The organism is Amycolatopsis sp. NPDC049253, from assembly GCF_040678995.1.
Taxonomy (GTDB): Bacteria; Actinomycetota; Actinomycetes; order Mycobacteriales; family Pseudonocardiaceae; genus Amycolatopsis.
Genome location: NZ_JBFAQX010000025.1, coordinates 80,840 through 95,347 on the forward strand (window position 1 = coordinate 80,840; position 14,508 = coordinate 95,347).

Annotated in this window: 12 protein-coding genes and 1 pseudogene; 5 read left to right on the forward strand and 8 right to left on the reverse strand. The window is 70.8% G+C overall.

Annotated elements, in window-relative coordinates; genetic code table 11:
- Positions 1–17: 17 nt before the first annotated feature.
- The gene (locus AB0K15_RS37060; protein ID WP_364061603.1) at positions 18–1,406 is read left to right on the forward strand and encodes an MFS transporter; all 1,389 of its coding nucleotides are present in this window, start codon (positions 18–20) and stop codon (positions 1,404–1,406) included.
- A 12-nt stretch (positions 1,407–1,418) separates the two neighbouring features.
- On the forward strand, positions 1,419–3,068 hold the full coding sequence (locus tag AB0K15_RS37065; protein ID WP_364061606.1) for a tannase/feruloyl esterase family alpha/beta hydrolase: 1,650 nt from the start codon (positions 1,419–1,421) through the stop codon (positions 3,066–3,068).
- Between the two features lie 7 nt (positions 3,069–3,075).
- On the opposite strand, the pseudogene AB0K15_RS37070 reads toward AB0K15_RS37065, so the two are convergent.
- The 5 genes and pseudogenes from AB0K15_RS37070 to AB0K15_RS37090 all read right to left on the reverse strand — a co-directional run.
- Positions 3,076–3,360: pseudogene (locus AB0K15_RS37070) on the reverse strand (alpha/beta fold hydrolase); the annotation flags it as partial.
- On the reverse strand, positions 3,357–4,211 hold the full coding sequence (locus tag AB0K15_RS37075; RefSeq protein WP_364061609.1) for a class III extradiol dioxygenase subunit beta: 855 nt from the start codon (positions 4,209–4,211) through the stop codon (positions 3,357–3,359). The pseudogene AB0K15_RS37070 and the gene AB0K15_RS37075, both read right to left, overlap by 4 nt.
- The gene (locus AB0K15_RS37080) at positions 4,204–4,548 is read right to left on the reverse strand and encodes a protocatechuate 3,4-dioxygenase (protein WP_364061612.1); all 345 of its coding nucleotides are present in this window, start codon (positions 4,546–4,548) and stop codon (positions 4,204–4,206) included. Before AB0K15_RS37080 ends, AB0K15_RS37075 begins: the two co-directional genes overlap by 8 nt.
- A 23-nt stretch (positions 4,549–4,571) precedes the next feature.
- Complete coding sequence (gene purU / locus AB0K15_RS37085; protein ID WP_364061615.1) at positions 4,572–5,441, reverse strand: formyltetrahydrofolate deformylase; 870 nt, start codon at positions 5,439–5,441, stop codon at positions 4,572–4,574.
- On the reverse strand, positions 5,438–6,319 hold the full coding sequence (locus tag AB0K15_RS37090; protein WP_364061618.1) for a methylenetetrahydrofolate reductase: 882 nt from the start codon (positions 6,317–6,319) through the stop codon (positions 5,438–5,440). The genes purU and AB0K15_RS37090 overlap by 4 nt, the downstream gene beginning before the upstream one ends.
- Before the next feature lie 309 nt (positions 6,320–6,628).
- Between AB0K15_RS37090 and AB0K15_RS37095 the strand changes: the two genes are divergently transcribed.
- The 3 genes from AB0K15_RS37095 to AB0K15_RS37105 all read left to right on the forward strand — a co-directional run bounded on the left by AB0K15_RS37095 (position 6,629) and on the right by AB0K15_RS37105 (position 10,692).
- Positions 6,629–8,032 carry an aminomethyl transferase family protein gene (locus AB0K15_RS37095; protein ID WP_364061621.1) on the forward strand — a complete coding sequence of 468 codons (1,404 nt, stop codon included), beginning with the start codon at positions 6,629–6,631 and terminating at the stop codon, positions 8,030–8,032.
- 146 nt (positions 8,033–8,178) lie between these two features.
- Positions 8,179–9,189 carry a LysR family transcriptional regulator gene (locus tag AB0K15_RS37100; protein ID WP_364061624.1) on the forward strand — a complete coding sequence of 337 codons (1,011 nt, stop codon included), beginning with the start codon at positions 8,179–8,181 and terminating at the stop codon, positions 9,187–9,189.
- 129 nt (positions 9,190–9,318) lie between these two features.
- Positions 9,319–10,692, forward strand: coding sequence for an MFS transporter (locus tag AB0K15_RS37105; RefSeq protein ID WP_364061627.1), 1,374 nt, complete (start codon positions 9,319–9,321; stop codon positions 10,690–10,692).
- Positions 10,693–10,794: 102 nt separating this feature from the next.
- Here the strand turns inward: AB0K15_RS37105 and AB0K15_RS37110 are convergent, their stop codons facing one another.
- The 3 genes from AB0K15_RS37110 to AB0K15_RS37120 all read right to left on the reverse strand — a co-directional run bounded on the left by AB0K15_RS37110 (position 10,795) and on the right by AB0K15_RS37120 (position 14,374).
- Positions 10,795–11,460, reverse strand: a complete 666-nt coding sequence (locus tag AB0K15_RS37110) for a response regulator transcription factor (protein ID WP_364061630.1) — start codon at positions 11,458–11,460, stop codon at positions 10,795–10,797.
- A complete protein-coding gene (locus AB0K15_RS37115) occupies positions 11,457–12,986 on the reverse strand; it encodes a histidine kinase (RefSeq protein ID WP_364061633.1) in 1,530 nt (509 codons plus the stop codon). Before AB0K15_RS37115 ends, AB0K15_RS37110 begins: the two co-directional genes overlap by 4 nt.
- 68 nt (positions 12,987–13,054) lie before the next feature.
- Positions 13,055–14,374 carry an MFS transporter gene (locus tag AB0K15_RS37120; RefSeq protein ID WP_364061636.1) on the reverse strand — a complete coding sequence of 440 codons (1,320 nt, stop codon included), beginning with the start codon at positions 14,372–14,374 and terminating at the stop codon, positions 13,055–13,057.
- Between the last annotated feature and the right edge of the window lie 134 nt (positions 14,375–14,508).

Sequence of the window (14,508 nt, forward strand, 5' to 3'; positions counted from 1 at the left end):
CGACGAAGGCGGGATCCATGACCAATCCGATCGCCCATCCCACCGGACAGTCCGGTGATGTCGGCGCCGACCTTTCCCCGGCCGGGCGGCGGGCCTTTCGCAAGCTCCTGGCCGCGGGACTCGTCGGCAGCTCGATCGAGTGGTACGACTTCTTCTTGTACGGCACGGCCGCCGCGCTCGTGTTTCCCCACGTGTTCTTCCCGAACGCCTCGGCTCTGACCGGAACTCTGCTCGCCTTCAGCACTTTCTGGGCCGGGTTCCTCGCGCGGCCGATCGGCGGGGTGCTCGCCGGGCACCTCGGCGACAAGTACGGGCGCAAGCCGGTCGTCGTCACCTGCCTGGCGGTGATGGGGGCCGCGACCTTCCTGATCGGGTGCCTGCCGAGCGCCGGCTCCGTCGGTGCGCTGGCCCCGACGCTGCTGGTCGTCCTGCGTTTCGTCCAGGGGCTCGCGACCGGTGGCCAATGGGGCGGCGTCGTCCTGCTGCTGACCGAATCCGCCGGCCCCAAGCGGCGTGGTTTCGCCGGAACCTTCGGCCAGACCAGCGTTCCCGTCGCCGTGATCATCTCCAACGTGATCTTCGTGGCCGCCAGCGGCTTCATGCCCGACGACGCCTTCCTCAGCTGGGGCTGGCGCATCCCGTTCCTCGTCAGCGTCGTCATGTTCTCGGTCGTCATCTACATCCAGTCCAAAGTGGAGGACACCCCGGAGTTCCGCGCTCTGCAGGAGAAGGCGGCCCAGTCCGGCACCACGGTGCTGAAGGCTCCGCTGGCGCAGGTCGTGCGGAGCAAGTGGGGCACCATCCTGCTCGGCTGCGGGCTCCTCTCGGCCACCAACAGCCTGTTCTACGTCAGCATCTCCGGGCTGCTCAGCTACGCGACCGACGCACTGGGCGTCAAGCGTGACCCCCTGCTCGCCGTCGTGCTGGCCGGCTCTGTGGCGATGCTCGTGGTCATCCCGTGGTCCGGGCACCTGTCCGACCGGGTGGGTCGCCGGCCGCTGATCCTGATCGGCGGCCTCGGTGTCGCCGTCTGGGCCTTCCCGTACTTCTGGCTCGTGGGCACCGCGTCACTGGCCGCGATCTTCGTCGCCGTCGTGGTGGGTTTCGTCTTCCAGTGCCTCACCTACGGCCCGATCGCCAGCTTCCTCGCCGAGCTGTTCGCGCCGGGCGTGCGGTACTCCGGTGCGTCGCTGGCCTATCAGCTCTCCGCGGTCATCGTCAGCGGTGGCACGCCGTTCCTCATGACCGCGCTCATCGCCGCGACCGGGAGCACCGTCCTGGTCGCCGTCTACATCTTGCTGATGGGGCTGATCACCTTCGTCAGCGCCTGGTTCCTGCCCGAGACCAACCCCGCCGAAGTCCGCAACGATCCGCACGCCGTTCCGGGCGCGCACCTCTACCGCTGAGAAGGGAACAGCGTGAGTGCAACAACGGTGAAGGGCGCGATCGCGCTGGCGATGGCTCTGGTGCTGGGGGCCGCCGGCCTCGGCTCCGGGTCCGCCGCCGCCGGGCCTTCCTCGACGACGCCGGACTGCACCGGGCTCGCCGGTCTCCGGATTCCCGCGTCGGTCATGAGCCTGCCGACAACCGGCGGGCGGGTCGTGTCCGCTTCGGAGACCACCAGCGTCCTGAGTGGACAGACGGTCGAGTACTGCCACGTCGACGCCGACCTCTTCCCCGTCGACCCGGCCGCGCCCGACATCAAGATGAGCGTCGACCTGCCCCGCGGCTGGAACCGGAAGGCGCTCATGTTCGGTGGCGGCGGCTTCGACGGCACCGTCCCCGACCTGACGGCGAACGTGCCGTTCGGCCCGGTCGGCCAGCCGGTGCCGCTGGCCCGCCACTACGCGACGTTCGCGAGCGACTCCGGCCACCAGCAGGACCCGGCCGCCCCTCCGTCACTGGACGGGGCGTTCGGCGTCAACGACGAAGCCCTGACCAACTTCGCGGCCGGCGACGCGCTCAAGAAGACGCGCGACGCCAGCCTGTTCCTCATCCGGCACGCCTACCGGGCCACGCCGGCCGAGGTCTACTTCGCCGGCGGTTCGACCGGGGGCCGCGAGGCCCTCATCGTCGCCCAGCGGTGGCCGACCGCGTTCGACGGCGTGATCTCCGCGTACCCGGCCTGGAACAACCTCAGTGAGATCCTGGACCTCGGGTACCTGGCGCAGATCCTGTCCCGTCCGGGAGCTTTCCCCGAGCCCGCCAAGCAGACGCTGCTCTACACCAGCGTCGTCCGCGCCTGCGACGACCTGGACGGGGTCGCGGACAACGTCATCTCCGACCCGAGCGGCTGCCACTTCGACCCGCACTCGCTCCGGTGCCCCGGCGGCGCCGACACCGGGCCGGCGTGCCTGTCCGACGACCAGATCGCCGCCGTGACCGCCCTGTCCTCACCGTTCCGGTGGCCGTACCCGGTCGCCAGCGGCGAGACCCAGTACCCCGGTTTCCCGTTCCTGTCGGGCGCGGACCTGCGGACGCCCTTCCTCGGGTTCGGCACCACCGCGCCCGCGAATCCCATGCCGGTGACCAGCGGCTACGGGATGCAGTACTGGGCTCAGTGGGTCAAGTACTTCCTGACCCGCGACCCCGGCTACAACCCGCTCGACCTGGATCCCCGCAACCCGGGCAAGTGGCTCGGGCGGATCAGCCGCCTGTCGACGGTCGAAGACCGCAACAATGCCGACCTCGGCCCGTTCGCCCGCGCCGGCGGCAAGCTGATCCTGCTCCACGGCGCCGCGGACGAACTGGTTTCCCCCTACTCCACCAGCGACTACTACTCCCGCGTGCGCACTCTGCTCGGCCCCCGACCGACCGACGCTTTCCTGCGCTATTACGTCGTGCCGGGGTCGAACCACGCGAACTCGGGCACCCCTGCCTTCGCCGCGTCGTGGGATTCACTGTCCGCACTCGACCAGTGGGTCCGAAGTGGACAGTCTCCCGTGAACCCGGTCGTCACCGACGCTAACCACGGCAACCGCACCCGTCCGCTGTGTGCCTATCCGCAATGGCCCCGGTACCGGGCCGGCGACCCGGGCAGCGCGGCCAGCTTCGTCTGCACGCGCTGACGGCACCGGCGAGGCGCTCGGGCACCCGATCGGCGACGCCGGTGACCACTTGCCCGGCGTAGCTGTGCCCGACCAGCACGACGTCGCTCAGGTCGTGTGCCTCGAGCAGGCCCACGACGTCCTGGATGTGCGTGCCGAGCCCCACCGCGGGGCTGAGCAGGTGGGCGCGGTCGCTGAGCCCGGTCAGCGTCGGTGCGAAGACCTCGTGACCGGCCGAGCGCAGCGCAGGGGCCACCCGCTGCCAGGCCCAGCCCCCGTGCCACGCTCCGTGCAGCAGGACGAAAGCGGTCATGCGGGTGCTCCCCCGTTCTCGAACAGCGCCAGCCCGGCCGCGGTGTTGGACGCCGGCACGTGGTAGGTCTCGTGGATCCGCGTGATCCGCTCGTCCATCGCGCCCCGCATCACCAGCCACATGATCAGCTCGATGCCCTCGGTGCCGGCCTGGGCGACGTACTCCTCCCGCGTGAGCCGCGCCAGCGCCTCCGGGTCGGTCTCGATCTTCTCCAGGAACATGCGATCGAACGGGGTGTTGATCAGGCCCGCGCGGGCACCGGCCAGCTGGTGCGACATGCCGCCGGTGCCGAACACCGCGACGCCGAGGTCCTCCGGGAACGACCGGATCGCGCGGCCGATCGCCTGCCCCAGCGCGTAGCAGCGGGCGGCCGTGGGTTGCGGGTGCCGGATGACGTTGACGAGCACGGGCACCACCGGGCACGGCCACTGCTCGCCCGGATCCGGGCAGTACACCGACAGCGGCACGGTGAGGCCGTGGTCGACGTCGAGGCCGTGGAAGGTCGCGATGTCGAAGGAGTCGTCGACGAGCCGGCGGACGAGGTGCTCACTCAGCTCCGGAGCGCCGGCGACCGGCGGCACCGGACGGCGGCCCCAGCCCTCGTCGGCCACTTCATAGGACTCCGCGGTGCCGACCGCGAAGGTCGGGACCAGGTCGAGATCGAGCGCGTTGGCGTGGTCGTTGTACACGATCACCGCGACGTCCGGCCGGTGCCCGGCCATCCACTCCCGGGCCGGGGCATACCCGTCGAACAGCGGTTTCCAGTACGGCTCGGCGGTTTTGCCGTTGTCCATCGCGGCGCCGATCGACGGGACGTGCGAAGTCGCGAGGCCCCAGATCACCCTAGCCAAATTTCCGCCCTCCCGATCGCATCGCCTCGGCGAACTCCTCGGCCGTCATCCCGGTGAACACCCCGCCGAGGTACTGCATGGACTTCCCGTCCAGCATCGCCAGTTTGTAGGTGTAGAAGACGGATCCGCCGAGTTCGAGCATCCCGGTCCAATCCCGTTCGAGGATCGCCTTCTTCTGCTCCGGCGACAGGCCGAACTCGTCGCAGTAGGCCGATTCGTCCTCGGTGAACCGCCGCCGGTTCCGTTCGTCCTTGAGCGACAGGCACATCTTGTTGAGCGCGTACCCCTGCCGGCTCGCACGCAGGTCGAGCGGGTAGTCGTCACGGGCCTTCGTCATCGCCACTCCCTTCCGTTCCCCGGCTAGAACACCACGGTGGTGGAGCCGTCCCGGACGACGCGGTCGTCGCAGTGCCACGCCACCGCGCGGGAGAGCACGAGCCGTTCGACGTCCGCTCCCTTGCGCTGCAGCTCGGGTACCGAGTCCCGGTGCGACACGCGGATCACGTCCTGCTCGATGATCGGCCCCTCGTCGAGGTCTTCGGTGACGTAGTGCGCGGTCGCGCCGACGAGCTTCACCCCGCGCTCCTTCGCCCGCTGGTACGGCCCGGCGCCGACGAACGCCGGCAGGAACGAATGGTGGATGTTGATCACCGGCACCCCGACCTCGGCGAGGAAACCGGCGGACAGGATCTGCATGTAGCGCGCCAGCACCACGACGTCGACGTTGCCCTTGAGCAGGTTCAGCTGTTCCTTCTCCGCGGCGGCCTTGTCCCCCTTGCCCACCGGCACGTGGAAGAACGGGATGTCGAAGCCGCGCACGTCGTCACCCAGGTCAGGGTGGTTCGACACCACCATCGGCACCGTCATGTGCACCTCGCCCCGGCGCTGGCGCCACAACAGGTCGAGCAGGCAGTGGTCCGCTCGGGACACCAGGATCGCGGCCCGCTTGCGCCGCCTCGCCTCCACCAGCCGGAACTCCAGCCCCAGCTGTTCGCCCAGGCGCGTTTCCAGCGCCGCGTTCAGGCCGGCCAGCCGCGAAGGCAGGTCCGCCAGGTGGAAAACCGTGCGCTGGAAGAACCGGCCGCCGGACGGATCGCTCGTCGCCTGGTCGAGCGAGACGATGTTGGCGCCTTCGTCGGTCAGCACCCCCGACACGGTCGCCACGATCCCCGGCCGGTCCGCGCCCTGCACGATCAGGCGCCCGTAGTCCTCGTGGGTGGGCCCGGTCACGCGTGGGCGTCCTTTCCCTCGATCCGGGCGAGCAGCTCCTGCCGCCACGCCTCGGTCTTCGCGAGCTCGTTGAACGTGAAGACGTGCAGCCCGTGGACGTTGCCGCCGCGCGGCGCCTCGGCGGCGAGCTGCCTGGCCAGTTTCGTCGGTTCGTAGGCACGCGGCAGCAGCAACCGCCACATCAGGTTCTGCTGCTTGCGCAGGAACCGCGCCGACTGCCCCAGCCCGATCCCGGCCGAGATCCGCACGAGCTTCTGGCGGTTCACCGGACCGGGCAGTCCGATGTGGACCGGCAGGTCGATCCCAGAGTCGGCGATTCCCGCGGACCACGCGCCGGTGACCGCCGCGTCGAAGCAGATCTGGGTGATCACGCGGGTCGCGAGCGGAGCCTTCTGCCGCAACGCCCGATCGAGCGCGGGGGCCGGGATCTTCGCGTGGCCTTCCGGGTAGCCGCCGATCCCGACGTCGGTGAACGGGTGGCCCAGGTCCTGCATCGCCCGCAGCAAGGCGTACGCGTCGGCGAACTCGCCCGCCGGCTTCGGCGCGTCACCCCCGATGACGAACACCGACCGCACCCCGGCCGCACGCAGGCGGTCGACCACGTCGGCGACGTGGGCGCGGTCGGTGAACTGCCGCGCCGGCAGATGCGGAGCGACCTGGTAACCGTGCCGCAGCAGGCGTTCGGTCAGGTCCAAGGTGGCGTCGATGCCCTTCGCCTCGGTGACGGTGACCGTCAGCGGGACGCCGACCGGCACGTGTTCGAGCACAGCCGATTCGGTGCCACGGAACGGCATCACCTCGTAGCTCATGGTCCGCACCAGATCGGCCAGGTCCGGCGGCCGGCGCCCCGAGCCCGCCACCTCCTGCTGGATGGTCATGCGCTGCCCTCGTCTCCTCGTCCCGCAAGCGCTGCCTGCCGCGCCGGCCCCCAGTAGAACGGAACGCCGGCCGTTTTTCGTCCGGCAGGGAGGCCGAGTTCACCGCGACAAATGACGGGGTGTCCGCCCCGCGCGGTCCGCCCAGGACGAATGACGTAGCCGAGACCGGCCTGCAGGGCCTCACGCTCGGCGCCCCCGCGGCCTAACGTCCAACGGGGCAGCCCAGGACCGGCGAGTGGTCCTCGGCCCTCCGGTGGCGTGCGACCGCCACCGGGACCCGGACACCAGTCGCACGAGAACGGACCGCACATGAGCGCGAAAAGCCTGCAGGACGTGGTCGATCAGACGGGGAACACGGTGGACCTGCTCCGCAGTTCCCAGCTCGGCGCCTACATCTACCCGGTCGTCCCGGCCGAGTTCACCAACTTCCGCCGCGAGGTGCTCGCCTGGCGGTCCACGGCCGTGCTGTTCGACCAGACCCACCACATGGTCAACCTCTTCCTCTCGGGCCCCGACGCGCTGAAGCTGATCTCCGACACCGGCATCAACAGCGTCGCGAAGTTCCCGGTCGACTCGGCCAAGCAGTTCGTCCCCGTCTCGCCCGGCGGCGGGGTGATCGGCGACGGCATCCTGTTCCGGCCGGCGGCCGAAGAGTTCGTGTTCGTCGGCCGCGCCCCCGTGGCCAACTGGCTCACCTTCCAGGCGGGCCGGGGCTACGACGTCGAGCTGAAGCTGGACCAGCGGTCGCCCTCGCGGCCGTACGGCAAGCCGGTGACCCGGGATCTGTGGCGCTTCCAGATCCAGGGTCCGAACGCGTGGCCCGTGATCGAGAAGATCCACGGCGGGCCGGTGGAGCAGGTCCGGTTCTTCCGCATGGGGCACCTGAACGTCGCCGGCCGGCAGGTCCGGACCCTGCGCCACGGTATGGCGGGCGCGCCCGGCCTGGAGCTGTGGGGCCCGTACGAGACCTACGACGAGGTACGCGAAACCATCCTGGAAGCCGGCCGTGAGTTCGGGCTCGAGCCGGCCGGGGCGCGCGCGTATTCGTGCAACACGCTGGAATCCGGCTGGATCCCGTCGCCCTTGCCCGCGATCTACACCGGCGAGCAGCTGCGCCCGTACCGCGAATGGCTCGGCGCCGAAAGCTACGAGGCGACCAACGCGCTGGCCGGCAGCTTCGTGTCCGACCGGATCGAGGACTACTACCTCAACCCCTGGGAGCTCGGTTACGGCTCGTTCGTCAAGTTCGACCACGACTTCATCGGCCGCGACGCGCTCGCCGCGATCGACCCGGAGAGCCAACGGCGCAAGGTCACCCTCGCGTGGAACGCCGAAGACGTGGGCACCCTGCTCGCCTCTCCCGTCGCCCCGGAAGGTCCGGGCTACCAGTTCTTCGACCTGCCCAACGCCAACTACGGCTCGTCGAACTTCGACTCGGTGCTCGACGCCGACGGCAACCGGATCGGGTTGTCGCTGTTCACCGGCTACAGCGCGAACGAGCGCGCCGCCCTGTCGCTGGCCACGGTCGACCCGGACGTGCCGCTCGGCGCGGAGGTCCGCGTGGTCTGGGGCGAGCCGGACGGCGGGTCTCGCAAGACCACCGTGCAGCCGCACGAGCAGTTCTCCGTCCGGGCCATCGTCAGTCCCGCGCCGTACTCGGCGATGGCGCGCGAGAGCTACCACCCCGGCTGGCGCTCCGCCGTCACCGTCTGAATCCGCCGTGCGCACACCGCGGCCCCGCGGCGGGACCGGGCTTTCGCCACACTGCCCGCCGCGGGCCGGCCGTAGTACGGTGGCCGGGGCCGTCGCCCTCCCCGGGACGGCCCGTACCGCACGTGACCGCCCGGTGGTGATCAGACGTGGCCCGACGGGGTGTCGGCTCGCTCGCGAACATCGACCTGAACCTGCTCGTCATCCTGCGGGAACTGCTGCGCGAGCAGAACGTGACCCGGGCGGCCCAGCGGGTCGGGGTGACCCAGCCCGCCGCCAGCGCCGCACTGGGGCGGCTGCGCCGGCACTTCGGGGACGACCTGCTCGAACGCACGCGCTCCGGGTTCGTCCTCTCCCCGCTCGGGGAGAAGCTGGCGGCCGAGATCGAACCGGTGTACCTGAGTCTCGAACGGCTCTTTTCGCCCGAACCGGAATTCCACCCTGAAGGCACCGAGCGTGAATTCACCATTCTGACCAACGACTACGTGCTCGCCGCGTTCGGCGAACAGCTGTCGCGCACGCTCCACGCGGCGGCGCCACACGCACGGCTGAGCGTCAAGGTGGCCAAAGGAGAGCTGCCGGCGGACCTGCCGGAAACGCTGCGCGGAATCGACGCGATCATTTCCGCCCCGAAATCCGCGTTCAAGGTCGACGAAATCCACGGGCGGGAATTGTTCCGCGACCACTGGTCGTGCGTCGTGGCCGCGGACAACCCGATGGGCGGGCAGCCCCGGCTCGCGGACCTCGAACGGATGCCGTGGGTGATCCCCAACCACCCCGACGACGGGTACCCGGCGAGCTCACCGCTCGCGCCCGTGCTCGCCGAGCTGAGCACGCAGCCGCAGGTCGCCGTACGGGTGGACAGCTATCAGGCGACGCCGTACTTCGTGGCGGGCACGGACCGGGTCGCGGTGATGCAGCACCGGCTCGCCGCCCAGTTCGCCGACCGCGGTGATCTGCGGATCCTGCCCTACCCCGGCGATCCGCCCCCGATCGTCGAGATCCTCTGGTGGCACCGCAAGAACACCGACGAACCCACGCACACGTGGCTGCGCGCCGTGCTTTCCACGGCCGCGGACGGCCTTCGTGAGCCCGAACGGGGTATTCACGGCGGTTATGCGGCGGGTGCAGACGATTTATTACCGAACCCCGCTCCGTGAGCCACATACTGGCATTCTGCGAAACACGGTGAAGCACACTGGCCCGAGCACACAAAGGAGTGTGCCTTGTCGAATTCAACGACGAGCAGACCGACTATCGACGTACTCCCCCTGATCGAGAACCAGAAAGTGGGGAAGTTCTGGACCGCGCTCTTCTCCGTATCCTGGCTGGTCGCGTTTCTGGACGGCTTCGACCTGCAAGTCATCTCTTTCGCGGGCCGCTATCTGAAACAATCGTTCGACCTGACCAACACCGAGCTCGGCACACTGGGCACCGTGGGGGTCGTCGGGACCCTGCTGGGCGGGATCGTCATCGGCTACCTGGGCGACCGGGTCGGCCGCAAGCCCGCCATCGTCGTGTCGGTCGCCGGGTTCGGGATCTTCATGGTCCTGGTCGCCTTCGCGCAGAACTACCCCCAGCTGGTGCTCCTGCGCCTGATCACGGGGCTGTTCGTCGGTGGCGCGCTCCCGCCGGTGTGGGCGCTGGTCAGCGAGTTCGCCCCGATCCGGCTGCGGTCGACGTCCGTGGTGATCGTGATGGTCGGCTACAGCATCGGCAGCGCGTCGGGCGGGCCGCTCTCGAACGTGCTGATCCCGCGCTTCGGCTGGCAGTCGGTGTTCCTCGTCGGTGGTGCGGCGTCACTGGTCGTGCTCGCCGCGGTGGTGCCGGCGCTGCCGGAGTCGGTCAAGTTCCTGGCGCAGAAGGGCCTCGCCCCGGACCGGATCAAGCGCACGCTGCTGCGCGTGCGGCCCGGGCTGTCGTTGCCGGACGACGCGACCTACGTCGTCGGGACCGACGTCGTCGAGCGCAAGCAGTTCACCCCGGCGGCCCTGTTCCGCGGGCGGCTGGCGGTGCTCACCACGCTGGTGTGGGCGTCCTACTTCTGCTCGGCGACGGTCGTGTTCTACCTGACGTTCTGGGGCCCGATCCTCAACGAGCAGATCGGCTTCAGCGTGTCGGCGGCCGCCACCCTCGCCGCGGGAACTTCCGCGGCGGGCGCACTGGGACAGGTCCTGATCGGCCGCTTCATCGACCGCCGCGGGGCCGGGACCATCGCGATCATGCCGCTGCTGGCGGTGCCGTGCCTGCTCGTGATCGGGTTCGTCCACCTCTCGGCACTGGCGTATGTGTTCGTGCTGCTGCTGTCGAACGTGTTCATCATCGGCGGCCACGGTGGCGTGATCGGCATTTCGGGCATCTTCTACCGCCCCGCGATCCGGGCCAACGGCTCCGGCTGGGCGACCTCGGTGTCCAAGCTCGGTGCGATGCTCGGCCCGTGGCTCGCCGGGGTGCTCCTGGACCGCGGCCTCAGCGCCCAGGGCACCTTCTTCGTGTTCGCCGTGTTCCCCCTCGTGATGATGACCGCGCTCTTGGTGCTGGGCCGCTTCCAGCGCCGTCTCCCCGCCACCGCGGACGGTTCGCTGCGTCCCGTGCCCACGGCCGCCGGCGGCGCCACGGACGCGGCCCGGCCCCCTCGCGAGGAGACCACCGCGGCCGGCTGAACCACCGGAAACCGTGGACGACGGAGGGCTTCCCCAGCGCCCGGGAAGCCCTCCGTCGCGACGAGGAATCCCGTCTCAGCGCGGAAATCCCGGTGCCCGAGGTCACCCGGGCGGCGGAGTCAGTCCCTCCCGGATCGCCAGCAGCGCCGCCTGCGTGCGGGACGAGAGCTGCAGCTTGCTCAGCACGTTGCTGACGTGCGTGCGCGCGGTGCGCTCGCTGATCACCAGCGTGTCCGCGATGTCGCGGTTGGCGAAGCCCCGCGCCACGAGCACCAGGATCTCCCGCTCACGCGCGGTCAGCGCCGACAGTCCGACCCGCGGCGCGGCCATCCGCCGGGTGAGCTGCTTGGCCACGGCCGAGTCGAGGTGGACCTCACCGGCCGCGGCGGCGTGGATGGCCGTGGCGACCTCCTCGGGCTCGGCGTCCTTGAGCAGGTAGCCCGCGGCTCCGGCGGCGAGCGCGGTGTGCACGCGTTCGGCCTCGCCGAAGCTCGTCAGGACCACGACCTTCACCTCCGGGTACTCCGCGAGGATCCGCCTGGTCGCGTCCGCGCCGTCCATCCGGGGCATCTGCAGGTCCATCAGCACCACATGGGGCAGTGGCCGCTCCAGCGTCCGCCACTCGCGCAGCAGCTCGATCGCCTGCTCCCCGTCCCCCGCCTCGCCGACGACTTCGAGGGCCGGCTCGATCTCGACGAACGCCCGCAGCCCGCGCCGCACCACCACGTGGTCGTCGACGAGCACGATCCGGATCACTTCGGGGCTCATCCGCCTGCCTCTTCCCACACCCGCCGCAGCGGCACCGCCGCCCGCACCGTCCAGCCCCCGCCGGGGCCCGGCCCCGCCGTGAACCGCCCGCCCCAGCGCTCGGTGCGCTCGCGCATGGACACCAGGCCCAGCTGCTCGCGGCTGCCGAGGGGCTCGTCGCCGCCGGCGCCGTCGTCCCGGATCCGCACGACGAGGTCGCCGGCCTCGGCGCGGAGACCGACCTCGACGGTTGACGCTCGGGCGTGCTTCACGACGTTGTGCACCGCCTCGCAGACGATCCGGTACAGGTCCTCCTGCACGTCGAGCGCGCCGGTCATCCGCAGCTCGTCGGCCGCGACCACGTCGATGACCAGCCCGGTCCGCACGCGCACACTCTCGGCGTGCGCGCGAACGGCGGCCACGAGGCCGTGTTCGGCGAGGTCCAGCGGACGCAGCTCGAACACCAGCAGCCGCAGGTCGGTGAGCGCGCCGGCGGACAGCTCGGCGAGCTCCTCGGCGATCGGGCGGATGTGCTCGAGCTCGGCGTCGCGACCGTCGAGCCGGCGGCGCAGTGCCTTGGCCTGCATGCGCATCGAGAAGAGCTGCTGGACCACCGAGTCGTGCAGATCGCGGGCCAGCCGGCGGCGTTCGTCCGACTGCGCCCGCGTGCGGGTCTGGGCCAGCAACGACGCCGTGTCGATCGCGACGGCGGCGTGGTCGGCCATCGCCTGCAGGAACGCGAGCGAGCCGGCGCCCGGATCCTCCCCGGCGCGGTAGTAGGCGTTGATCACGCCGACGGTGCGGGCGCGGACCACCATGGGCATCGCGACGAAGCCGTCCCAGTCCGGCCGGTTCATGATCTCGTGCAGCGGCTCCCACGCCGGGTCGGCCATGATCGCGGCCTTGCGGTGCGTCTGCACCACCGGCTCGCCGCCGACGAACGCATCGAAGAAGCGCACGTGCGCCCCGAGCCGCCGGCACGCGCTGAGGCGGTCGACGAAATCCTCGGCCGGACCGAACCCCGCCATGCCGAGGATGCGCAGGTCGGCCGCCGGATCGTCGAGCGCCAGGATCTGCACGGCGACGATGTTGGCCGTCATCACCATCTCGCGGGCCACCGCGTCGAGGGTGGCCCGCAGCGAGAACGCCCCGGCCACGCTGGACGCGGCTCGCGCGATCGCGGTGAGCCGCTCCTGCTGGCGCCGGACATCCGTGCGGTCGCTGAACCAGACCGCCTGCCCGCCGCCGGACAACGGCGACAGCCGGTACTCCAGATCCAGGACCCGTCCGCCCGGCACCGGCCAGCGCACGGTCTGCCGGCCGCCGTCCGGCGCCACCGCGGCGGGCTTCACCGAGCCGGGCGCCACGGGGCCGGGCGCCACGGGGCCGGGCGCGAACGGCGCCGGCTCGCCGATCAGGTCGGCCGGGGCCGAACCGAGCAGGGCCGCGGCCGAGTCGTTGAGGGCAGCGAAACACCCCGCGGCGTCGAGCACGGCGAGCCCGTCGGCGGACACCGAAACAAGGGCGTGCAGGGCTTCCGGCGACAATTCCGGCCTGGTTCCGCTCGGACTCCGTTGCCCTGGCATGGCCCCATTATGGGGTGCCGCAGCGGAAATCACGCCGATGGCCGCACCGAGGCGGCGGACCGGTCTTCCGTCAGGGCCGCCCGCCGGACGCTCAGCCCGACCGCGGCCACCAGGCTCACCAGCGACAGCGCGGCGACGTAGAGCGCGACGGCGGTCGACGATCCGCTCGCCCCGAACAGCGCGGTCGCGACGAGCGGCGTGACGGCGCCGCCGACCATCCCGCCGAGCTGGTAGGCGATCGAAATCCCGCTGTAGCGCACTCGCACGTCGAAGATCTCCGTGAACAGCCCGCCCTGGGCCCCGGCCATGATGCCCTGAACGAGCGCGGCGACGGCGAAGGAGAGGAACGCCGGACCCGCGGCGCCGGTGTCCACCAGCAAGAACATCGGCACCGGCCACAGCACGGCGGTCACCGCGCCCAGCACGTACACCCGCCGGGAGCCGAACCGGTCGCTCGCGAGGGCGGCCAGCACGATCGCGCCGATCCAGATCGCCGTCGAGGCCAGGATCAGCCAGAGCAGGGTGGTCCGGTCGAACCCGACCACGGTCGTCCCGTAGGTGAGCATGTAGACGGTCACGGTATAGCCGATCGCGGGCGGAGCGATCGAGGCCAGGCTCGCCAGGACCAGCGTCACCGGCTGCCGGCGGACCAGCTCGGCGAGCGGCGCCCGGTTCGTGGCCCGCTCCCGCTTGGCCTTCGTGAACTCCGGTGCGTCCTGCAGCCGGCTGCGCACCAGCAGCCCGCCCACGACGAGGACGACGCTGAGCAGGAACGGGATCCGCCAGCCCCAGGCCAGGAAGTCGTCGTCGGACAGGCCGGACACGGCCAGGAAGGCGAGATTCGACGTGAGCACCCCGACCGGCACGCCGAACTGCGCGAAGCTGCCGTAGACCGCGCGGCGGCGCGGGGTGGCGTGCTCCGAGGCGATGAGGACCGCGCCGCCCCATTCCCCGCCGACCCCGAAGCCCTGGAGCACCCGCAGGAGCACGAGCAGCAGCGGAGCGCCGACGCCGATCGCGGCGTAGGTCGGCAGGACGCCGATGAGCGTGGTCGTGCCGCCGGTCAGCAGCAGGGTGAGCACGAGCATCGACCGGCGCCCGATCCGGTCGCCGAAGTGCCCGATCACCGCGCCGCCGAGCGGGCGGGCGACGAAGCCGACCGCGAACGTCGCCAAGGCCGCGAGCGTGCCCGCGGTGGAGGAGAATTTCGGGTAGAACACCGATCCGAACGCCAGTGCCGCCGCGGTCCCGAAAATGTAGTAGTCGTACCACTCGATCGACGTGCCGACGAGGCTCGCGGCGATGAGGGTCTTCTTCGACGGACGCGTCGACGGTGCTGGTTCGGCCATGGATCCGTACTCCTCGCGGGCGGTTCGGCCCGTGCGGCACACCGGACGAACCGGACCGCACGTCCCACCGAGGAAAGCAGAGAACGGCGTGGCGGGCACGGCCGCGACGGCTCATCCGGCCTACGTCTTTTGTC